The sequence below is a fragment of the Paenibacillus sp. S29 genome (genome assembly GCF_049319765.1).
Taxonomy (GTDB): domain Bacteria; phylum Bacillota; class Bacilli; order Paenibacillales; family Paenibacillaceae; genus Paenibacillus; species Paenibacillus polymyxa_B.
In genome coordinates this window covers 177,446-199,827 of sequence record NZ_JBMOUI010000011.1, presented here as the reverse complement: position 1 = coordinate 199,827, position 22,382 = coordinate 177,446, and the positions used below count along the sequence as shown (strand labels likewise).

17 protein-coding genes are annotated in these 22,382 nt (G+C 47.6%); 8 read left to right on the top strand and 9 right to left on the bottom strand.

All coding sequences use genetic code 11. The annotated features are described in order from the left end of the window. Nucleotides 1–50 precede the first annotated feature (50 nt). The 6 genes from ACL9RM_RS18990 to ACL9RM_RS18965 all read right to left on the bottom strand — a co-directional run bounded on the left by ACL9RM_RS18990 (nucleotide 51) and on the right by ACL9RM_RS18965 (nucleotide 6,543). Nucleotides 51–1,877, bottom strand: a complete 1,827-nt coding sequence (locus tag ACL9RM_RS18990) for a protein O-GlcNAcase (RefSeq protein ID WP_250267243.1) — start codon at nucleotides 1,875–1,877, stop codon at nucleotides 51–53. Nucleotides 1,878–1,927: 50 nt separating this feature from the next. Beyond that, a complete protein-coding gene (locus ACL9RM_RS18985) occupies nucleotides 1,928–2,818 on the bottom strand; it encodes a carbohydrate ABC transporter permease (protein WP_250267242.1) in 891 nt (296 codons plus the stop codon). Beyond that, entirely contained in the window at nucleotides 2,818–3,699 is an 882-nt protein-coding gene (locus ACL9RM_RS18980) for a carbohydrate ABC transporter permease (protein WP_250267241.1), read from the bottom strand. Before ACL9RM_RS18980 ends, ACL9RM_RS18985 begins: the two co-directional genes overlap by 1 nt. A gap of 63 nt (nucleotides 3,700–3,762) precedes the next feature. Continuing rightward, on the bottom strand, nucleotides 3,763–5,037 hold the full coding sequence (locus tag ACL9RM_RS18975; protein WP_250267240.1) for an ABC transporter substrate-binding protein: 1,275 nt from the start codon (nucleotides 5,035–5,037) through the stop codon (nucleotides 3,763–3,765). 373 nt (nucleotides 5,038–5,410) lie between these two features. Further along, nucleotides 5,411–5,974 (bottom strand): DUF420 domain-containing protein, encoded by a 564-nt coding sequence (locus ACL9RM_RS18970; RefSeq protein WP_023986646.1) that lies wholly within the window; start codon nucleotides 5,972–5,974, stop codon nucleotides 5,411–5,413. Nucleotides 5,975–6,267: 293 nt separating this feature from the next. Next, on the bottom strand, nucleotides 6,268–6,543 hold the full coding sequence (locus ACL9RM_RS18965; RefSeq protein WP_069290891.1) for a GNAT family N-acetyltransferase: 276 nt from the start codon (nucleotides 6,541–6,543) through the stop codon (nucleotides 6,268–6,270). Nucleotides 6,544–6,743: 200 nt separating this feature from the next. Between ACL9RM_RS18965 and ACL9RM_RS18960 the strand changes: the two genes are divergently transcribed. The 3 genes from ACL9RM_RS18960 (at nucleotide 6,744) to ACL9RM_RS18950 (ending at nucleotide 9,271) form a co-directional block, all read left to right on the top strand. Continuing rightward, a complete protein-coding gene (locus ACL9RM_RS18960) occupies nucleotides 6,744–7,709 on the top strand; it encodes a DNA ligase (RefSeq protein ID WP_414126442.1) in 966 nt (321 codons plus the stop codon). Between the two features lie 111 nt (nucleotides 7,710–7,820). Then, complete coding sequence (locus ACL9RM_RS18955; protein ID WP_061830683.1) at nucleotides 7,821–8,363, top strand: MarR family winged helix-turn-helix transcriptional regulator; 543 nt, start codon at nucleotides 7,821–7,823, stop codon at nucleotides 8,361–8,363. Continuing rightward, nucleotides 8,348–9,271 (top strand): alpha/beta hydrolase, encoded by a 924-nt coding sequence (locus ACL9RM_RS18950; RefSeq protein ID WP_250267236.1) that lies wholly within the window; start codon nucleotides 8,348–8,350, stop codon nucleotides 9,269–9,271. The genes ACL9RM_RS18955 and ACL9RM_RS18950 overlap by 16 nt, the downstream gene beginning before the upstream one ends. A gap of 62 nt (nucleotides 9,272–9,333) precedes the next feature. Here ACL9RM_RS18950 and ACL9RM_RS18945 read toward each other — a convergent pair whose 3' ends face one another. Then, on the bottom strand, nucleotides 9,334–10,266 hold the full coding sequence (locus ACL9RM_RS18945; protein ID WP_061830773.1) for a manganese-dependent inorganic pyrophosphatase: 933 nt from the start codon (nucleotides 10,264–10,266) through the stop codon (nucleotides 9,334–9,336). Between the two features lie 365 nt (nucleotides 10,267–10,631). On the opposite strand from ACL9RM_RS18945, the gene ACL9RM_RS18940 reads away from it, so the two are divergent. After that, nucleotides 10,632–14,933 carry a S8 family serine peptidase gene (locus ACL9RM_RS18940; RefSeq protein WP_250267235.1) on the top strand — a complete coding sequence of 1,434 codons (4,302 nt, stop codon included), beginning with the start codon at nucleotides 10,632–10,634 and terminating at the stop codon, nucleotides 14,931–14,933. An 83-nt stretch (nucleotides 14,934–15,016) separates the two neighbouring features. Here ACL9RM_RS18940 and ACL9RM_RS18935 read toward each other — a convergent pair whose 3' ends face one another. Both ACL9RM_RS18935 and ACL9RM_RS18930 read right to left on the bottom strand, forming a co-directional pair. Beyond that, a complete protein-coding gene (locus ACL9RM_RS18935) occupies nucleotides 15,017–16,507 on the bottom strand; it encodes a sensor histidine kinase (protein WP_250267234.1) in 1,491 nt (496 codons plus the stop codon). After that, entirely contained in the window at nucleotides 16,504–17,190 is a 687-nt protein-coding gene (locus ACL9RM_RS18930) for a response regulator transcription factor (RefSeq protein ID WP_061830691.1), read from the bottom strand. Before ACL9RM_RS18930 ends, ACL9RM_RS18935 begins: the two co-directional genes overlap by 4 nt. Before the next feature lie 289 nt (nucleotides 17,191–17,479). Between ACL9RM_RS18930 and ACL9RM_RS18925 the strand changes: the two genes are divergently transcribed. Genes ACL9RM_RS18925 through galU form a run of 4 tightly spaced genes read left to right on the top strand, consistent with a single transcriptional unit; the run spans nucleotide 17,480 to nucleotide 22,244 of the window. After that, the gene (locus ACL9RM_RS18925) at nucleotides 17,480–19,831 is read left to right on the top strand and encodes a glycosyltransferase family 39 protein (RefSeq protein ID WP_250267233.1); all 2,352 of its coding nucleotides are present in this window, start codon (nucleotides 17,480–17,482) and stop codon (nucleotides 19,829–19,831) included. A gap of 17 nt (nucleotides 19,832–19,848) precedes the next feature. Next, complete coding sequence (locus ACL9RM_RS18920; protein ID WP_165179629.1) at nucleotides 19,849–20,940, top strand: glycosyltransferase family 2 protein; 1,092 nt, start codon at nucleotides 19,849–19,851, stop codon at nucleotides 20,938–20,940. 3 nt (nucleotides 20,941–20,943) lie between these two features. Next, complete coding sequence (locus ACL9RM_RS18915; RefSeq protein ID WP_250267232.1) at nucleotides 20,944–21,366, top strand: GtrA family protein; 423 nt, start codon at nucleotides 20,944–20,946, stop codon at nucleotides 21,364–21,366. After that, on the top strand, nucleotides 21,363–22,244 hold the full coding sequence (gene galU / locus ACL9RM_RS18910; RefSeq protein WP_025723867.1) for a UTP--glucose-1-phosphate uridylyltransferase GalU: 882 nt from the start codon (nucleotides 21,363–21,365) through the stop codon (nucleotides 22,242–22,244). The genes ACL9RM_RS18915 and galU overlap by 4 nt, the downstream gene beginning before the upstream one ends. The last annotated feature ends 138 nt before the right edge of the window (nucleotides 22,245–22,382 follow it).

Genomic DNA, 22,382 nt, shown 5'->3' with positions numbered 1-22,382 from the left:
TATTTTCAGTGCAGCTATGCTGCCTTGGTTTCTTAATCCATCGCAAACACTCACAAGATCAGCCGATATTTGCCTTGTTCATCCTGATCGACATAACCCCACTGCGCGGCAGCTCGGATCGCCGGATTGCTACCCAGCCGAGCCTCCGCTTCTAAGCAAGCAGTGATACCGCGTCGCAGTTCTCCTGCGATTTCGTCCGTCAGAGGCGACGGCTCTTGCCCGTCAACTGCTTCCCTCGACGTGCTGCTCTCCCCCGACTGTGCATCGTCCTGTCGCTCGCTGCTGAGCGCAGCTTGACGCAGCACCTGCCACAGGCCCGCGTCCAGCTCGGCACGTTCCAGCCACGGCGCGGCCTGGGACACGAACCCTGCGGCTAGATCATCGGCAGGCACGTTCCGTAGGACGCTCACCGCCTGAAGCAGCCGCTCAAAGTACATATCCAGCGCAGGGATATCGCGCATTTTCAAAGCAAGGTCCACGTCCTCATACGTGTTGCCGCCTAGTCGGCTGTTCCTATTTTGACGACAGAAAAACATCAGTTCATCCGCACGCTCTCCCGCTAACTCCCGCGCAGCCCATTCCCAAGATAGCTCAGGCATATACCGTTCACTGTTCCACATGTAGTGGGACATCGTAATGAGCGTCACTTTGGAGCATTCCCACTGATTCATCGGGTTGGCCACCATACCGGTATGTCCGCAGTCCGGTAGCCCGGAATACCGTCCGCGCAGCGGATCAAGGAATAACCGATCATGGTCACAATCATTCACCGGGATGTTATCCCACAGCCACAGCTCATGCCCAAAGTATGCATGATTATCAGCGGCGTGCTCGCGACTAATCTGTGGAGCAAAAACAAAGTACCCCGTCCAGAACACCTTAATCTCCGGATGCAGCCGCTCACGGAAATCCTTTTTGTATTCGGTATCCCAATATGACCAATATTCCGAAGGACAGACCGTCAGCGTAAATTCAGGCAGTCGTTCAGCCAGCCATGCATGCACCTTATTCGTCAAAAAGACATGAGCGTGACCCGAGCGGCCCAGCAAATGTCGATTTTCCCCTTTGAGTACATAGTCAATGTCATCCATTAATACAGAAAAATGACGTACGCCAATCGCAATCACGGCCGCCAGCTTTTCCGTCAATTTGAGGAAATCTTCATCGCTGCCAAAGCTCAGATCGTTCCCTGGGCTGATACAATAATGAAAATCAACCTCATGCCGTTCGCAGGCTTCCTTTAATTCGCGGATCTGGTCAAACGTATCCTCAGGGTACGGTTCTCTCCATAGCTCACGATGATATGGATCATCCTTGGGGGCATACATGAACGTGTTCATCCGGTGGGCATCCATAAAACGGACGGCATCAAGCCGATCCGCGAAACTCCACGGTTTCCCATAGAAGCCTTCAATAATTCCTCGGACCGGAAAGGAAGGCTCATCCCGAATAGACATCACCGGCAGAGTACATCGCTCCTGTTCCACCTGAAGCAGGAGATGCAGGGCATCCATGCCGTATTTGAGCCCTCTTTTATTGGAAGCGTGGATTTCAATCCGCCCGTCCTTCTGAATGTCCAACCGATATCCGTCTGCAGCAAGCGTTCCGTCATATTCGAGCACCAACTGTACGCTTCCCCGTGTTTCAGTCGGTACACCCGGTCCTGGAGGTACAATGAGCTTGATCGGTCCCTCAGGGTCCAGCACACCTTCATACTCCTGATTCATTGCAAAGCGAGAGGACAGTTCACAGATCAGTCGCGGTTCGGAGATAACCAGCCTTTCCCCGCTGTCATACACATCACGAAAATAATATTGTATCTCCTGCCGTGATAGCCCTTCACCTGAATGAGGCCCCATTCCTTTGGACAATTTCATCGCAATCGTCTCCTTCCCTTCACAGGCTCTTCGTAGCCGTGACTACTGGCTTATCCTTTTACCGCTCCCGCCAGACCTTCCATATAGTAGCGCTGCGTAAACAGGAACAATATAATGATCGGCAGTACCGAAATCATTGTGCCTGCAGCAATCCAGCCGAAGTTATAGGCAAATTGACCGTTGAGATACGTGAGCGCAGCTGCCAGCGGATATAGCTCCGTATCGTTCAAAATAACGATAGGCCACAGAAAGCTGTTCCAGAACGACATCGCCTCCAATAGAGAGATTACAGCCAGCGCTGGCTTGACCAGCGGAAGCACCAGCTGCCACCAAATTCGGAACTCCGAAGCGCCGTCCATTTTACCGGAATCACGCACATCGGTAGGAATATGAATAAACGTCTGTCGCATTAGAAAAATGTTGAAAACGGAGACTGCCCCAGGCAACACCACACCTAAATAGGTATTGCCTAGATGAAGCCCTTGAATGGTCAGATAATGCACAATAAATGCGGTGTAGGAAGGAATAATCATCGTGGCAATCAGCAGCGTAAACACCAGATTTTTACCCTTAAAACGAAACACAGCCAAGGGATATCCTGTCAGACTGGCGAGCACCACATTGAGCACAACGCCCAACACCGTAATGATGACCGTATTCAGCATATACTTTGGAAAATTCATGAACTGCCACACCTGAACGTAGTTGCCGAAATCAATAAAGGTCGGAAAAATAGCGGGTGGCGTTGAAAAAATGTTGCGGCCTGGCATGAGGGATACGCTGAGCAGCCATAGGAACGGTCCCATTAAAAAGAGGGCGAGTAGCACTAGAAGCACGTAGATGACCATCATTCTCAGCATTCGAGCAAGACTGCGCATGATGCGGCTGCTTTCCTTTTTAGGAAGAGATGAGCGTAGCATTTTGTCATCCTTTAGATTCATCAATAGGGATTGACACCGCCTTTCCTATTGAATCGGAATACGATAATACTAAGTACGGCAATCATTGCACCGACAATTAAGCCAAGCGCGGAAGCATATCCAAAATTAAACTGCTCCATGCCCTTTTGAAAAATATACAAGCTGGATGTCAACGTGGCCGTTCCCGGTCCACCCTTGGTTAGTACATATACTTCATCAAATACGCGAATAGCTGACATGAGCGATATAAGGGTACAGAACAGAACGTAGGGTCTCAGCAGTGGAAGAGTAATATGGACAATCAGACGCCATCGGCTTGCTCCGTCGACTCTAGCGGCTTCGTACAGATCTTGGGGAATATTTTGTAATCCAGCCAGATAGAGCATCATATAATACCCGAGTCCCTTCCACATTGTGATGAACATTAGTACATACAAGGCCAAGTTGCTGTCCGATAACCAATGAATGTCTTTGCTAATCAAGCCGACCTGCATGAGCAAGTAGTTCACTATGCTGTTATTGCCCAACAGCCAGCTCCAAATTAAGGCTACCGCTACCATCGAAGTCACAACAGGGATGTAGTAGGTCGTACGAAATATTTTAATTCCCGGGATACGGCTATTCACAAGCACAGCCATCAGGATGGAGAAAATTTGAAGAAAGGGGACAATGAGCACGTACAACAATGAGTTCCAAATCGAAATAAGAAAGTTACGGTCCTTAAACGCCGCTTCAAAATTATCCAAGCCGACAAAATGGGTGTCTGATATGACAGAGTAGTCCGTCAATGCCAGCGGAATGCTGTAAATAATAGGCCAAAATACAAAGACGGCAAGCAATAACAGTCCCGGCGTCATAAAGGCCCAGGCCGTAAAGGACTCCGACCTCAACCATTTGATCATGCTGCATCACCACCTGATTTTGATAAATGAACAGGGGAGTATTCACTTACTCCCCTGTCAAACCTATTGCTTTAAAATATCGTTCACTTCCTGCTCCAAAGCAGTAAGCGTCTGCTTCGTATCCGTGCCATTCAATACCATATTTTGTAAAGCTCGCGTGATGGCACTATTCACATCTTTGGCATTAGGCACACCGACCATATAATCTGTCGCCTTATCCAAGCTTTGCGCGGATACTACCTTGGCTTGTGCTTCTAATGATTTGTCAGACTGAGTAAAATATGGATCTTTAATGGAGTCTTTCGTGGAAGGTAGTGTATTCGCCGCTTTAGAAAAAGCTGTTTGACTCTCTGCGTTTGTCAAGAAAACAGCAAATTTCACCGCTTCGTCCACATGTGCAGACTTAGCAGGTACGACCAGGTCCATGGAGTTGGAGAGCCGCACATCGGCTTTGCCGGTTGGGACAGGGACAGCAATTGTGTTCTTATAAACATCCGGCGCTGCCGTTTTGATAAAATTGATGAACGTCGGGCCTGCCAGCTCGAAAGCAACCTGCTCGCCGGCATAATATTTCACTTGTTGTGAGAATTCAGCGTCTTCCTTGAGTACAATGCCATCTTCCATCTGTTTTTTTAGATTATCAATCATAGTGACTGTTTCTGGTGTGTTGAACGCCGCTGCTGTCTTTTCTTTATTTAGGATAGGAATGCCGTCCACAGCGAAAAGCTTGGATACAAGCTGCTGAGCATAGCCTGCCTTGCCAATTTTTCTATTAATCTGACGGCCCCATTCAGACAATTCCTCCCGGGTTTTGGGCGGATGAGCAGGGTCCAATCCGGCAGCTTTGACCAGCTTTGTATTCATGTAAAGCACTTCTGTACCGGTATACCAGGGTAGCGCATAAGCTTTACCGTTAATAACTGTAGAATTATAAATACCCTCGAAATAAGCAGCCTTTTCCTCGGGCGACAAATGCTCATTCATATCAACAACAGCACCCTTGGAGCCCATTTGGCTAGCAAATTCTGTATTGAGATTGACTACATCTGGACTGCTGTTGCTAGCGATACTTGTCAACAGCTTGTTGGTCACTGCGTCATAAGGGTAATCCTTCCAGTCAATTTTGACATTGGGGTTCTTCTGCTCATAATCGGCAATCACCCGATTGAAATACGGGGTAAATGTAGGTTGTAGTGCAATGGTCCAAAATTGCAGTGTTACTTTCCCTCCGTCAACCTTTTCCGACTTTGATCCTCCACCACCGCAGCTGCTCAGCAGTACAACCAGCGCTAACATAGATACAAGCAACCGTAACCTGCCTTTCGCTTTCTTTGTCACATGGTGACCCCCTTGTTCTTAGTTGATTAAGGCAAATTATAGCAGAAATACCGCTAAAGAAGGAACGTTTTTTCAATAAAATAAATTTAGAAGGAATAATTTTTCTTTTATTGGATACAAAAAAAGACGTCTCTTCAGTAGAGACGCCAGAGTGTCGAGAAAGTCCAGAGGACTTTTCGACACTTCTATTTTTATATGGGGAGACGCATCTTTTAAAACAAAAATCGATTTAAAACGATCTGAGGACCCTAGTTTTTAGACCACTAAGACAGTTTTAAACCCCCTGCAAAAAAACAGGGGGTTTCTCGACAGCCTGACGTCTCTTCAGTAGAGACGCCATTTCCCTAAATCAACCCGCAAAGGGTTTAATCTATTAATAGTATGGGGCCATGAAAACGTATACCAGTACCCCGGTCAAGCTCACATATAGCCAAATCGGCATCGTCCAGCGTGCAATCTTACGATGTTTTGCTACCTGCATCGTCCATCCCCATACAACCGTGAACAGGGCCAGCGGTACAATAATCGCAGCCAGTATGCTATGCGAAATCAACAGCGTAAAGTAAATCGGCCGAAGGATACCCACCCCACCATATTTTGCAGTTTCCGGCGAAATGTAGTGAAAGGTCAAATAGGAAAATAAAAATAAAACGGTACTGGCGAAGGCCAGCAAAACAAAGGTTTTATGAAGCTTAATGTTCTTTTTGAAAATAGCAACCAGTGCAGCCACCAGAAAAATAAATGTGAAGCTGTTAAAAATCGCATTCAGCCTTGGGAAAATAGTGAGATCAAAACTCACACTACCCTGGTATCCGATCGGCGAAAAGAACAGCAGCAAAATAATCACGTTGGCTATTATGGAAACGGTGATAATCAAGGCTGTAAAATTACGATTGCTCGTTGGAACGTACTGCTTGTCCTCACTCGCTTTATTCATCATGAGCGTCTCCTTCGTTTAAATTCAGGTTTTCGTTACTGTTGTAGTCATAACCATAATATATTATATAGAACTCATGGACAGCCTGTGAAGTGACAACAGTATGAACAATTTCATAGCCATCTGTCAGAAAATATGATTCAACATTTGAGAATAGCCCTTTACTTCCCTATATCAACGGTAGAATGCATTGATTTTACAAGCTTTATGCACACAAAAAACACCGGGAAGGTCTGATTACCCGCTCCGGTGTTGTATCGGTTATGCAATTAAGCAGCCTTGATGGTCCATATTCATTGCTGCCATACGTCACTGTATTCCTTATGGCGCTTGAACAGAGCAAGCGCGTACGAGCAAGCAGGAATAACCTTTTTATGCTCATTCCTTGCCATATCAACCACTCGGTCGATAAGCTCCTTGCCGATTTTTTGACCCCGTAACTGCTCGGATACAAATGTATGGTCAATGACCAACGAGTGGTCATCTATGGATTTATAGCCTACTTCTGCAACTACCTGCCCATCATCCACCATGACTACTGCATGGTCCTCCTCGCGAATTTGTCTCATGAAACCAATCTCCTTTCTGACTGAAGAACATCCCGTTACAACTCCATGCTAACGAATTACGAATTACTGCAATCACTTCATGCCGACGCAAGATATCCTTATCATTCCCCTATTTAGGAATCAGCGAAACATCACATACATAAAATAAGATCTATCGTCGACACTATATTTATTCCAATGAAGGCAAGGGAGGTGCTGCGTTGCGTACGGAATTAAAACCTGTCATCCCGTTTGAACCGGAACTGAGCGAAAAAGTACCTGTAGATGCAACAGGCCTTTGGCGTTACGAAATAAAATGGGACGGTACGAGAATTTTGACGTATCACGACCAGGGCGGTACGCGTCTGTTCAACCGCAAACAGCACGAACGAACGCTTTTATACCCGGAGCTTGCTCTCTTCCCCTCCTACTGTAAGGCTGATTCGGTCATATTGGACGGGGAAATGATCGCACTCGGTGCCGACGGTAAGCCATCATTCCATGAAATTATGCGAAGGGATCTGATTCGTCGAACGGATCGAATACAGTCAGCCTATAAAGCTGTACCCGCTACTTACATGTTGTTTGATATTGTTTATCTGAACGGGGAGTGGGTTCATCTTAAACCGTTACAGGAAAGGCTTGAGCTGCTGCATCAGATCATCATACCGAATGAACGGATTCAACTGGCTCCCGCTCATCCTGATGGACAAGCTCTATTTCAGGTCATGCGCAGCCAAGGAATGGAAGGCATTGTGTGTAAAAAGTTGGATAGTCCGTACACATTGGGCGGAAAAGACGGACGATGGGTCAAGGTCAAAAATTATGGCGATATCATTGCCGTTATTGGTGGCTATACCCTAAACGGAGGCATTATCAACGCTGTGTTGCTGGGCCAATATGATAAACAAGGAATGCTGCGCTATATCGGGCATGTGGGTACGGGTAAGCTGACTCGGGAAGATTGGCGTCAGCTTACCGAGCGACTGCTGCCACATACCATATCGGAGCGACCTTTTAGCAATAAACCGGATCGGCATCAAGATGCATTTTGGGTGCAACCTATGTTTACCGCCAAGGTTCAATATAGTGAGTGGCGATGGCAAGAAGGACGTCCCCTGCGCCAGCCCTCCATACAAGCCTTTGTAAATCAGAGCCTCGATCAGTGTATCGGCCCCTGGATATGACGTTTTACAGATATATTTTTTAAAAAATGCAGAACAAAGTTTGTATAAATCATTGCAACCAGTGGTTAATTAAATTACAGTTAACTAATTAACTACATCGAGGTGGATCGCATGTTCTTTTTTTTGGACTCCGAAATTCGTCAACTGGCCTATAATCTCTTTCCAGGTGGCAATAAACCGATTGGTGTTTTGGTAGATTTATTTTCCATAACGTATGAAATACGCAAAAATATGGAAAAACGTTCACGTGAATTTGGTCTCTCCTACGGGCAATATATCGCGCTTTGTGTACTTTCAGCGCAAAGAGATGAAATGTCATCTCCTTCTGCTTTGGCTGATAAGATGGGTGTAAGCCGGGCAGCAATCAGTTCTATGGTTATTTCTCTCGAACAAGAGGGATTCATTAATAAATATGACGATCCCAATGACAAGCGGGGAGTGTTCGTGTCCCTGAACGATAAAGGAAGAAGTAAAATTCAACAGATGGATCCCTTTTTCCTAGGGCTGGCTTCACGTCTGATGTCAGACTTTAGTGAGTCGGAAATCTGTCAGTTCCAAACCTATTTGTCACGCGTACGTTCTGCGTTTGAAGATGTTAAAGGTTCGCGTCTAACCGACTCCAGAGAGGAGAGAGAAAAATGGTGCGAAGACTGAGACAAAAACTGTTCGTCAAACTTGCCCGCATATCGGCTGGCAGAATGGTAGCTGCGTCCGATTTCAAACCTTCGCATTCTCCCAAAGTACATCGGAAAGAAAGGATCATCCCCACCTCTATTGGTGACTCCAGGGTGATTGTATATGAACCTTCTCACCGGTCTGCTGATCCACTCCCTGTATTCGTTAATTTCCATGGCAGCGGTTTTGTAATGGGTAGCGCCGAGATGGATGATCCCTGGTGCCCAATCATTGCTGAACGTGCGAATTGCGTCGTCGTTAATGTTGATTATCGCTTGGCCCCAGAACATAAATTCCCTATCCCGCTACAGGAAAGCTATGAGGTGACCCAATGGTTGTACAAGCATCCTGATGTGCTTAACGTAGATCCTCAACGCATTGCGGTCGGGGGGCACAGTGCGGGTGGCAATCTAGCGGCGGCGCTGTGTCTTATGGCCCGGGAGCGCAAGGAATTTCCGATTGTATATCAGGTACTGGATTACCCACCACTGGATATTGCTACAGATCCCAAATTGAAGCCCCAATTCGAGAAGGGGATTCCGCCACGAGTAGCAAAAATCTTTAATGAAAGTTATCTGAACTCACCAGATGAGGCGCGAAATCCGTTGGTTTCCCCCATTTTTGCAGAATCACTACATAATCTCCCTCCTGCTCTGATCATAACCGCGGAGTTGGACTCCTTGGCTGACGAAGCCGAGTTGTATGCCAAACGGCTGATTGAAGCGGATGTCCCCGTGAAGTATAAAAAATACATGGGTGCTGCACATGCCTTTACTCATAGCGGCGATCTCGCTATAGCTGAAAACGCCTGGCATCTGATGAGCGATCAGTTGAAATTGGCATTTGAATTCCGCATCGAAGATGTCCTGGCAGAACTGAACAAATAAAAATAAGCCTCCTGCTTCCACTGCCATTATGCAGTCGGGTTCAGGAGGCTTATTATTTATCATTACAAACTGTTAAAAGCGTCAGTCAATACAGGCACAATTTGCGATTTGCGCGATACAACGCCTTTTAGAACAGCCTTATTGTCGTCCAACTGAACATTATAGGCTTTCTCAACCGCTTGTGCTTGGCTTCCCAGGGCAATACCAATGGAATCACTGTTCACGATGTCTGTTACAACGAACAGGAACAGATCGAGATTTTTGGCCTCAATGGTTTGGGATAATGCAGCTTCTAGGTCAGCTTGACGTGATAGCACATCGTTGACGTCTACTGCGTTCACTTGAGCAATTTCCACTTTGCGACCATTCATCTGAAATTCTTTGGCATCCAGACTTACTAACTGTTCAATGGTATGACCACTCAAATCAGCCCCCGCTTTAAGCAAGTCAAATCCGTAACGATCTGCATCTACGCCAGCAATTTCAGCCAGTTCACGAGCAGCAGCTACGTCTTGATCCGTGCAGGTTGGGGATTTGAACAACAGAGAATCGGAAATAATCGCGGACAACATTAGACCTGCGATTTCTTTCGGAATCGCTATACCATTTTCCTTGTAGAGCTTGTTCAAAATGGTGGCTGTGCAACCCACCGGCTCAGCGCGGAAGTATAACGGCTGGCTTGTTTCAAAGTTAGCAATCCGGTGATGGTCGATGACTTCAGTTACACGTACCTTGTCAATATCAGCGGCGCTTTGCTGGCGTTCATTATGATCGACCAGAATGACGTTGTCCGTTTCAGCAGCAACCTGCTCAACCAGACGTGGCGCGCTCACTTTGAAATAATCCAGTGCATACTGCGTTTCCCCGTTCACCTCGCCCAGACGAACCGGCTCTACGTCCGCGCCCAGTTTGGTTTTTAAGTCTGCATAAGCAATAGCTGAGCAAATGGTATCCGTATCCGGATTTTTATGCCCGAAAATCAACGTTTTTGCCAACATAATCGACTCCTTTGCCTTAGGCATTTTACATGATTGTGAAACCTCAACAATTCCAATGCAGATTATATCATTAAATCTCGCATTCTCCCATTCCCCTTCGATTGTTTTCAAAAATAATCTAGTAAATTCATAACATTTCCATGGAATCTACATGTAATGTTACCCTTATTTTTTCTAAAAATATAAAAAACATATAGTAATATATCCCACCAATATGGTAAGATATGCCTCAAAACTGGCAAGTTAGTCACCAGTGGTCAATTCTATTATTTTAGATATTAAGGGAGGCGTGAGAACAACGGCAGTGGCTTCAAATCCTAGTATGTAGACATATCATATTTTGATTGAAAAGAGGGAAATCTTTGAAAAAGCCGATCATTTTGAAAAAAATACCTGTCGTATCACTCGCTCTTGCCTTGACGGTAAGCTTGTCTCTGCCGTCTGTCAGTTCTGCTGCTACCGCAGATCTACAAATCAACTCATTTTTAAAAGCTCAGCAAGCATTGACTATTGAGGCGGCTCCGGCCTTCATTTCGCCAGAGCTAAGCACAGATTCTTCCCGCCAGGTCAGAGTTATCGTACAGCTTGATGGTGAGCCCCTAGCCGTGGACAAATATGCGGCACGTTCAGGCGTCCAAGCTTTCACAGCTCAATCTGAGCAAAAAGCGGAATCCGCGATTGCCACCGAGCAAACTACGTTCGTGGACCAAGCCGCTGAGCATGGCATTTCTCTTCAGGTGAATTACCAGTACAACACGGTGCTTAACGGCTTGGAGGTCACATTACCAGCCAATAAGATTCCAGAACTGGCTAAACTGCCAGGCGTAAAATCCATTCATGAAAACAAAACGTATTATTCCATCCCCGTACAGGACCCGCCAACACTTACAGCCACTGAAGCCACTTATGATAACGCAACGCTGGACCAGATTGGTGTTCCTGAAGCCTGGGCCAAAGGATTGAATGGCGAGGGAATCAAGGTCGGGGTTATTGATACCGGTATCGATTATGAGCATCCGGATTTGAAAGAAGCCTATAAAGGCGGATATGACTCTTTTGAACAAGACAACGACCCTTACGAAGAACCGTTCCTTGAAAAAGAAAATGACCCTTACGGCACAGGTTTTAGCGGAACGACACATGGTACTCACGTCTCCGGCACGATTGCCGGTAAAGCCGCAAATAAATCCTCAGATATTGTGCAAAAGGGTATTGCCTATAAATCGGACTTATACGTGTATAAAGTGCTTGGACGCAATACCAAGACGGGTCGTTCCTCCGGTTCCTCCGCACAGGTCATTGATGGCATTGAACACGCTGTCAAAGATGGTATGAACGTCATTAACCTGTCGCTGGGCTCGGATTCCGAAAAGGACCCGAACTCCCCGGATTCCATTGCTATTAATAATGCTGTACTTTCCGGCGTAGTCGCGGTCATAGCGAATGGTAATGCGGCACAGGAAGGCCCCTATTTTTATTCCATGGGTTCTCCCGCAACATCACAGCTGGCGATTTCCGTCGGTGCAGCTACTTCGCCGAGCAAAATCTTCTCAGGTACAGCTTCGGTCACCCGTGACACCTATTGGGAGGCTAACGGTGAATTGAAAAAGACCGTAACTGATGATGCTTATGCACATTATGATTTTAATTTGATGGGCTGGGAGACAGGCAGAGAAGACTTTGCCTTCATTTTGGGAACTGCCCCTTATGAGCTCGTATATGCGAATCTGGGACAACCTGATGATTTTGAAGGGAAAGACGTAGCAGGAAAAATCGTCCTCGTTTCACGCGGCAACTTGGCATTCGTGGATAAAATCACAAATGCGAAAAAAAACGGTGCGAAGGCTGTTATCGTTTTTAATGGGAATACGAAAGCGGGCGACATCACCAAAGCTGATTTAGGGGAAAGTATTTCAGGTCGCGATGACTACGTTAATTCCAATTTGGGTGACAGCTTTGACTTTATTCCCACCTTTGACATGAAAGGTAAGGAAGGTCGTGCGCTGGCTAAACAAATCGTAGACAACGCGGGAGAGAAGTTCTCCGTTTCCTTTGGAGCAGATTATATTCGCACAGATAATGCAGGTAATACCATGGCCGATTTCAGCTCCCGCGGACCGAACGGAGATGAACTGCTCAGTATCAAACCAGACGTGAGCGCACCAGGTGTTGGCATTTTATCAACCTACCCTGCTTTCGCCAAGTTCTATCCAGATGCATCTTATGAGCAGGCTTACAAACGTAGCAACGGTACAAGTATGGCGTCTCCACATGTGGCTGGACTTGCTGTACTGCTGAAGCAGCAGCATCCGAACTGGACACCGTTTGATATCCGCGCTGCGCTCGCCAACACTTCGATTACACTCTTTGATGAGGATAAAATCCAATATGATGTGTATTCCCAAGGTGCAGGCCTTGTAAACATCGCTAATGCGATTCAGACGCCAGCCCTGCTGGAAACCGTCGAAAAGATTACGATTCTCGACAAAAACTTTAATCGGCAGGAGGTTGTGAATTATAATCCTTCCGCCAGCTTCGGAGTGTTACGACCTGGTAGTGATGCGAAGCAGATTCAGCTTCAACTCAAAAACTTGTCGACTAACACTGTGCAATATGAAGCCAGCACCGTTTTACATGATAATGTAACTTCTGATCCAACTCAACCGATTGCTACACCTGACGTGAGCAACATTGCCGTTCAGTTGCAAGGTGTGGGCGCGAATGGAGCAATCTCGGCAGAACCGGGTAAATCGCAACCGTTCTTCCTGTCTGTACAACCAAATTCGGGTGCAGCCACAGGTGTATATGAAGGGGAAGTTATTCTGAAAAGCGCCGGACTGCCAACACTTCATCTGCCGTTCGTCGTTCATGTAGGCAAAGAAAATCCTACAACTGGCTTCGGCTTGCAGGACTTGAGTGTCACCAACCCGATTATTTATCCGAGTCGTACAGGTGCTCAACGTTCAACAGATTTGGCATTCCGCCTGACCACAGATAAAACCAACCAGATTGCGCTTTATGTATACGGCGTAGATGATAAATTAATTGGTCTTATTGACGGCATTACGACTTCCAAAGAACAGGGAGCCAACGCTCGCCTCAAACAAGGCGCATATTCCTTCAACGATATTGACGGAAGTTACGTCGAATTAGATGACAAGGGAAAACCTGTTCTGGATGCTAATGGTCAGCCCGTGATTCAGCATTTGAAGGACGGCGTATACAAGCTGGAAGTCAGTTCTCCAGAACTGAATAAAGACGGCGAAGTCGTACGCAATGCCGACGGCCCTAAACTCTTCACCGCCACTAAAGCTATTCGCGTGGATAATAGCGCCGCATCCAGCGGTAGTGGTGGAGGCGGAGGTGGTGGAGGTGGTGGAGGTGGCGGCAGAAGCAATACTACACCTTCTGCTACAACGAACACATCCACTCCTGTCCCTACATCTGCACCTTCACTTCAAAGCGTTGTGAAACAAGGACAGGCTGTTAAAACTATCACTACAGCCGTTGCATTGAACAATAATGTACAGTCGCTGACAGTAACCGATGCAGATTTGCAGGCTGCCGTGACAGCAGCAGGTTCCAGCCCGACAGCTATTGTACTGTCGGCTACTAGCCAAGCAGGCCAAACGACGAAGGCATCGCTCACTTCCACACAACTGGTAACGCTGGGCAAGGCTTCAGCAGGAAGCAGCTTGATTGTAAGCAATACAGGTTCTTCTCTGGCTTTGCCAGTATCCGCTCTGAAAAATGTTCCTGCTGGTGCAGGCATTGAAGTGGTAATCAGCAGCCAGGCAGAGGCGAGCAACACTTTTACAAGTAAACTGAAAGGCTCCAATGTGATCGGCACCCCGGTAGGGTTTGAAGCTAATGTTGTCACTGGTGGCAAGAGTCAATCGCTCAAAGTTGCTCCAGGACAGTTTATTAGCAGATCCTTTACCGTACCTGGTCAAATTGATTCCAATACAGCCGGTGTACTCTACACGGCAAATGGAAATGTCTATCCCGTTCCATCCGTCTTCACCAAGCAGGCTGATGGATCTACCGTCGTCAAGGTAAGCCGTCCGGGCTTCTCGACGTATGCAGCGGCGACACGTCCCGTTAGCTTTGAAGATATTTCATCGTCGTATGCCCAATCGGAAATTCAATCACTGGCGAACAAGTTGCTGATTAACGGCACGACTGACACGACTTTCTCACCGAAGAAGAACGTGACGCGTGCAGAATTTGCAGCCCTGGTAACCCGAGCACTCGGCCTGACACCAGGTACTGCTGCACCATTCAGTGATATCCCGGCAGGTAGCTGGTACTCCGGCGATGTAGCAGCCGCTTATGAAGCTGGTTTGATTACGGGTCGCAGCAGCGACAAGTTTGATCCGAACGCTAATATCAGTCGTCAAGAAATTGCTGTCGTGCTGGGTAAAGCTGTAGACCTGCTTCAAATCAAAGCTACAGCCGATGGCCCTGCACGCACACCGTACCATGATGCTTCATCCTTTGCAGGCTATGCCAAGGACAGTATTGAAAAAGTAAGTGCAGCAGGTATTATCAACGGAGAAGCGATCAAAGGCTCCTCCTACTTCCAGCCGAATGCACCTACAACCCGTGAGGCATCCGCCAAGGTGCTACATGTACTTTTACAAAAAGCTTCGCTGATTAACTAACAATAGAAAAGCCTCCCGAGCCGTGTTATAACCAAAGCTGCGGTTCGGGGGGCTATTTTTATGTTACGCCATAATCTTAAAAACTATACTGTTCCCGCTAAAGGTAGCGTTACTTTGAATACACTTCCCGTTCCCGGTGTGCTTTCAGCCGTAATGTTCCCGCCGTGTGCTTCCACGATAGACTGTGTAATGGCCAGACCAAGGCCCGCCCCGCCTGAGCTACGTGTACGCGATTCATCTCCACGATAAAAACGCTCAAATATCCGCTCCAGCTGTTCTTTACTCATGCCTGGTCCGTTATCACGAATTTGGATATCCACCAACTTCTTACCCGCAGACAGGTTTACCTGGATCACACCTCTTTCCATATCAGTATGCTGAACAGCATTATGAAACAGGTTGAGCACTACCTGCTTGATTTTATCCCCCTCTGCCAACACCCGTATACCTGCCGTCATATCAAAAACTACCTTACGTGTACCTGCCAGCATAAGGAGCTGCGGTTTCATTTCCAACAGCAACGCATCTAGTGGTATGTCCTCCAGTTTCAACTCCGGTGTTCGGTCCAGCTTAGCCAACAATAGTAAATCAGAGACCAGTTTATTCATCCGCTTGGATTCACCGTACATACTTTCTAGTGCCGATTGAAGCTGCTTCGGATTAGATACTGCTCCACGAAGCAGCACTTCCAAGAAACCGTGAATAGATGTGAGCGGGGTGCGCAGTTCATGGGAAGCATCCGCAATAAATCGTCTCATCTGCATCTGCAATTCCCGTTCGGCAGCAAACGAATGCTCCAACCGTTCCAGCATCCCGTTAAATGAAACTGCCAAACGATCCACCTCATACTGCCCCTGCTCTGCGTCAAAGCGCTCGGCCAGATTGCCCGCATCAATACGTTTGACTGCCTCGACCATCCTGGAAAGGGGCACCAATGTGCGTCGCAGCACAGGAAGCATAAGCGCCAACCCAATCGCAAGCGCAATCAATGACAATAAAATAAAGGTGCGGAGCTGGTTAATCAACTGCTCTTGCATAGAATTCGTGGATACGCCCATTTGAAGTAAACCGGACGAACGGTCAGGTGGACCGAGCGGGCGGAATACAACCAGTTGCTCTTTCCCCTGAGCATCCGTGATTAATTGATAGCCGTGACGCATACGTTTGCTCTGCTGCATCGCATGATATTGCTCAGTGGCGAGACGTGGCGGCTTAAGCCCGTTTTCGTTGGACAAGCTCTGGAAGGTGCCATCTATATCTATAGAAGCGAGCGACATATCTGGCCAGAACAAAAACGGCCCCGGTCGATTATTCCTCCGATTGGTTTGTTCTCGGGGAGCGGTTACCCCACTCTGCTCCTGTGAATCCTTTATCAATAAATCGGCAGGAATTGAATTCAGCTGCGTATCCATAGCTTCTGCCCGACTACGATACAGAAAATCTTTCATCAGAAAATATTGTAGAAAACCAATTAATACGAGCAGTAAAGCCAAAATAAGTAACGTTCTGGCTAAAAGCTGGGACCGGAGGGAACGGAGCGCATATTTTCTCCGACTTTTCCCGCCCGCCTTCATAGCAGATCCACCCGGTATCCCACACCGCGCAGCGTACGAATGACCCGGTGCTCCTTGTCTTTGAGTTTTTCACGTAAGGAGCGGATGTACACTTCAACAATATTATCCTCGCCCCCAAAATCGTACCCCCATACCCGGTCCAGTATACGACTTTTACTCAGCACAATCCCGTGGTTTAGCACCAGAAACTTCAATAGTTCATATTCGGTAGGCGACAGCTCCAGCACCTGACTCTGATAACGAATTTCCTTCCGTCGATCATCCACTTGAAAGGGTCCGTGAACCACTTCGCCCAGCAGATCGGGGAACTGATTGCGCAAGCGCGCTTCAATGCGAGCCAGCAACTCATTAAAACTGAAGGGCTTCACGACATAATCATCCGCGCCGATTTTCAAACCCTTTACCCGATCGTCTACATCATCCTTGGCGGTCAGCATAATAACCGCGATGTTATCCTCCGTCTCCTTGAGACTTTGGCACACCTCAAAACCGTTCATTTCCGGCATCATCACATCCAGCACCGCTACATGCGGACGAAACTCTCTTGCCAAATCGAGCGCTTCACTCCCGTTCTCGGCGGTTCTGACTTCGTATCCTTCATTAATCAGTCCAAGCTCTAAAAATTGCAAAATATGAGGCTCATCATCTGCCAGCATAATTTTAACTCCGTGTATTGGATTCATTATTTAATCTTCCCTTTCATGTTGCCGCATTTTTCTCATAAAAAAGTCGGTTCATTTTTTACCTGTATCTAATATACCTGAATCCTGTCGCAAAAAAAGCACCTCTGCTCAGCTTTCAGCTAACGTTCAGGGAGCGCTCAGAACCAATTAAGGTAGGTCTGGCATGATAATAGCAAGCCAGTAGTTCACCGGGCCAAGATCAGAAGCGACTGGTCATTCCGCAGTCCTGAAGATAGCGGCTAGAACAACGGAATAAATACAAAGAATTTTCACAGGGAGTGGAATGAACATGATTAAGAAATGGTTTAAGACCAGGGCGGACATCCCCCTGATCATCATTATGCTGATATCCGCATTTTTGAACGGATACAACATCTGGCAAGACAAATATGTAAACACCTACTATACGACGGCCGTAGCAAGTATGCTAAAGAGTTTTCACAACTTCTTTTTCGCCTCACTTGATTCTGCCGGATCGGTAACGGTAGACAAACCGCCTGTGGTGTTCTGGATTCAGACACTGAGTGCCTATATATTCGGGCTTCACGGATGGAGCGTTATCTTGCCACAGGCGCTGGCTCAAGTCGGATCGGTCTTGCTCGTTTACTTACTCGTCAAACCGAGCTTCGGTACGATGGCCGCACGATTGGCCGCCTTCGCCATGGCAACGACACCGATAGCCGTAGCGGTTAGCCGCACGAATAACATCGACGCTATGTTGGTCTTCACACTGTTGCTCGCAACATGGCTATTGTTCAGAGGCATTAGAAATAGCAAAACCGGGCTGATCCTTGCTGCTTTCGCAGTCGTAGGCATCGCCTTTAACGAAAAAATGTTGCAGGCCTATATGATCGTTCCCGCTTTGGGACTGTTCTATCTGCTGGCCTCCAAGTTTAACTGGAAACGAAAAGCAGTAACACTGGTAGGATCAGCAGCTGTCCTCCTGATCGTATCGCTCTCCTGGGCAGTCGTAGTGGACTCCACTCCGGCAGATGAACGCCCTTATATGGGGAGTAGCGGTACCAATTCTGTGCTGAATTTGGCCTTTGGTTATAACGGCCTGTCCCGTCTGACAGGAGATCAGGGTACAGGTGGCACTCGTGGCGGTGAACGCACAGATCGGGACAATATCGCTACAACGAATAGCGGCAATACGAGCACGGATCAGGCTCAGACGACTACATCATCGGACAGTACTACCACTACGGGTGACTCTGGTGCCAACAACATGGCAGCAGGCGGATTCGGTGCAGGTGGTCAAATGCCACCGGGTGGATTTGGCGGCAACGGACAAAGTGGTTCTGGAGATGGGCAAGGTGGCCAGGGTGGACCAGGCGGTGGACCGGGAGGAAATTCCGGTGGTGGTATGTTCGGCACTGGCGAAAAAGGACCTTTGCGGTTGTTCCAATCTTCCCTGTCAGGTCAAGCCAGCTGGCTGCTTCCATTCGCATTGATTGCTTCCATCGGTCTGCTTGCAAGCATTCGACGTCGTAATATCACACAAAAGCACAAAGAGGTCATCTTCTGGCTGGCCTGGTTGATTCCCGTAGCTGCATTTTTCAGCGTAGCAGGATTCTTTCATCATTATTACCTGATTATGCTCGCACCACCAATTGCAGCGCTCTTTGGAGCAGGATTCGTAGAATTGTGGAGGCAGTATCGTGAGCGTTCCAACTGGCTCTCCTGGCTGTTACCCGCCGCAGTATTGGCAACCTCGGTATTTAGCTGGTTTGTTTTGCAAAATTACAACGATACCATTGGTAGCGGCTGGTCCATCGCGGTATTGATCCTAGGGATCATCGGCACGGTGCTGCTGGTAGTAGCACGAATGAAATCTGAGAAGTTCACAAGATTCGCCATCATTGCAAGTGTACTCGCTATGTTTATCGGTCCTGCATACTGGGCATTGACACCGATCGTCTACGGGGGGAACAGCATGATTCCACAAGCCGGACCGACTCAATTTGGCGGCGGTGGTGGCGGAATGCCGGGTGGCAATGATCGCACTAGAGGCCAGAGCGCTAATGGACAACAAGCCGAAGGAACTCAAACGAATAACCAGACCAATAATGTAGAGAATTCCAGTCCTGATGGAAATACTTCAAGCACACAAACAAGTACAGACACGGAACAAAAATCTTCTACCCGTTCCAGAGGAATGGGGGGACCAAACGGTAGCCAAAGTTTAGATCAAAAAACGTTGAGCTATTTGCAAAAAAACAACACAGGTGAAACCTACCTTTTCGCAGCAAGTAATTATTCAATGGCTGCTCCTTACCTGGTCGAGGCCGGACAAAAAGTAATTATTATGAATGGTTTTGTATCTTCCGATCCAGTCTATACCGTCGATAAAATCAAGGCGCTGGTCGAAAGCGGCCAAGTGAAGTACTTCATGATTTCTGGTGGAGGCGGCGGACCGGACGGCGGTAACTCTGAAGTCACTGCATGGATCAAAGAACACGGCAAAGTGATCCCTACAGATGAATGGAAAACAACAACAGGTGCAACAAGTACAGACGTTAAAGCTACCGAGAGCGGAAGCGACACCACAAACAGCAATGCAAACGCCCAGGATGGTCAAGGTGGCCCTGGCGGAGACGAACGTGGCGGAAGCGGTACTTTATACGAAATCACATTATAAATGAGGAGGAACTACGAATGAGTGAACCCATCCGTTATTCCATAGTTATTCCGATGTACAACGAGGAAGCCGTTATTACGGAAACCTACCGGAGGCTGAAACAAGTCATGGGCTCAATGGGTGAGCCCTACGAGTTGATCTTCGTAAATGATGGAAGTTCGGACCGCAGCGTCCAATTGATCAAGGAATTCAGTCTCAGAGATGACACCATTGTATTGATTGATTTCTCTCGCAATTTTGGTCATCAGCTAGCGATTACTGCCGGGATGGATTATGCGGTAGGAGAGGCGGTCGTCGTCATTGACGCCGACCTCCAGGACCCGCCGGAACTGATTGTTGAGATGGCTAACAAGTGGAAGGAAGGCTATGAGGTGGTCTACGCCAAACGGCTCAAACGCAATGGCGAAACTCGCTTCAAGAAATGGTCTGCCAGCCTCTTCTACCGTGTACTTAAAGCATCAACGGATATTAATATCCCGGTCGACACCGGGGACTTCCGCCTAATGGATCGCAAGGTCATAGAAGAATTGAAACGGCTACCGGAAAATAACAGATTCGTTCGTGGACTGGTCAGCTGGATCGGGTTCAAACAAACTGCTGTAGAATATGAGCGTGACGAGCGGCTCGCAGGCGAAACCAAGTATCCGTTGAAACGAATGATCAAGCTCAGTCTGGACGGGATCACATCCTTTTCGATTAAACCGCTTAAGCTGGCAGGGTATATCGGTGCACTTCTATCCATGTCCGGCTTCCTGTATCTGATGTACGTACTGTTTCTCAACTTTTTCACCGACTCCTATGTAATGAAGGGCTGGTCGTCTATGATTAGCATCAGCCTGATCTTCGACGGGGTGATCCTCATCATTCTCGGTATTATGGGTGAATATGTTGGACGGATTTATGACGAAACCAAAGCACGTCCGCTTTACATTGTCCGTGAGCATCTGGGTGGCCAATACGAAAACGGTCCGACACATGCTATGAAAGTCCCTGAACCCCGTGAATCCCTGTACATGCAAGGAGCACGTGATAGCCTGATTTCGGCAGGACGCACAGTGCGCGGCAACAGTGCGGTATATACCGGACCCAAATCCGGTCATGGAGCCTAAACCATGAAAAGTCGCATGGCCCAGCTGCTTCCTATGATCCGATTTGGCATCGTAGGTCTGGTGAATACGGGTGTAGATTATATCATTTTTATGCTGCTGGCTTGGGTCGGAGTGCCGGTCATTGTAGCGCAGATCATTTCGTACAGCTGCGGCACAGCCAACAGTTATATTTTGAACAGCAAATGGACATTCAACAAACAACTATCAAACAATACTAATAAGCGTCAATTACCTAAATTTATCGTCATCAACCTCATCGTATTGGGGGTAACCTCCTTATTACTGCAGGTGCTTCACACTGGAACCGAGCTGTCACTTGCTTTAAGCAAGCTGATCGCCACCGCAGCCGGAATGATCATCAATTATATCGGGAGCCGATACTGGGTGTTCGGTTCCCCATCACGAAAGGAAAGTGAGTTTCTATGAGAAAAATTACAAAAGCTGTTATTCCAGCCGCCGGATTAGGAACCCGTTTTCTACCAGCTACGAAAGCTTTACCGAAAGAGATGCTTCCAATCGTAGACAAGCCAGCTATTCAATATATCGTAGAAGAAGCCATCAAGTCCGGAATTGAGAGCATCATTATCGTAACGGGGCGTAATAAAAAAGCCATCGAGGATCATTTTGACAAGTCTGTGGAGTTGGAGCAGGTACTGGAGAGCAAAGGTAAATATGATCTCCTACGTGAAGTTCAAAGCATCGGGGGCAAAGCAGTCATTCACTATATCCGTCAAAAAGAACCCCTCGGCCTGGGACATGCGGTCAGCTGCGCTCGTCAGTTCATTGGCGATGAGCCCTTCGCCGTGTTGCTGGGCGATGATATTATGAATTCCTCCACCCCGGCGATTCGTCAAATGATGGATGTTTACGAAGCGACTGGAAAGCAAGTGGTCGGCGTGCGCACAGTGGAAGAACAGGATGTAAGTAAATACGGCATTATTGACTCCACTCACCAGAACGGTCTCATTCACGAAGTCGGTGGGCTTGTTGAAAAACCTTCTCCGGCAGAGGCTCCTTCGCGGCAGGCAGTCATTGGTCGGTATGTGTTGGAGCCTTCCATTTTCTCTATATTGGAAAACCTGTCCACTGGAGCGGGCGGGGAATACCAATTGACAGATGCCCTTCATCAAGTAGCATTGCAGAACCAACTGCTCGCATTAGAGCTGGAAGGCACACGTTATGATATTGGAGATAAAGCTGGATATCTGGAAGCCGTGCTCCACATGGGTATGCAACGCGAAGATTTGCGTCCGATGCTTGACTCCATGATGCGCGAGTGGGCGCTTGCTTCAATGATAAAATAGGGGAATTTCCTCCCTCCGAAATCCGACGGGTGCTGTGAAATCACGAGAGTAGATGGATGAACATGTAAACTTGTACAATATAGGAGTACAGCAGCATTTGAATCTACACGGCCGCCCAGTCGAAACTAAGGAGGAAAA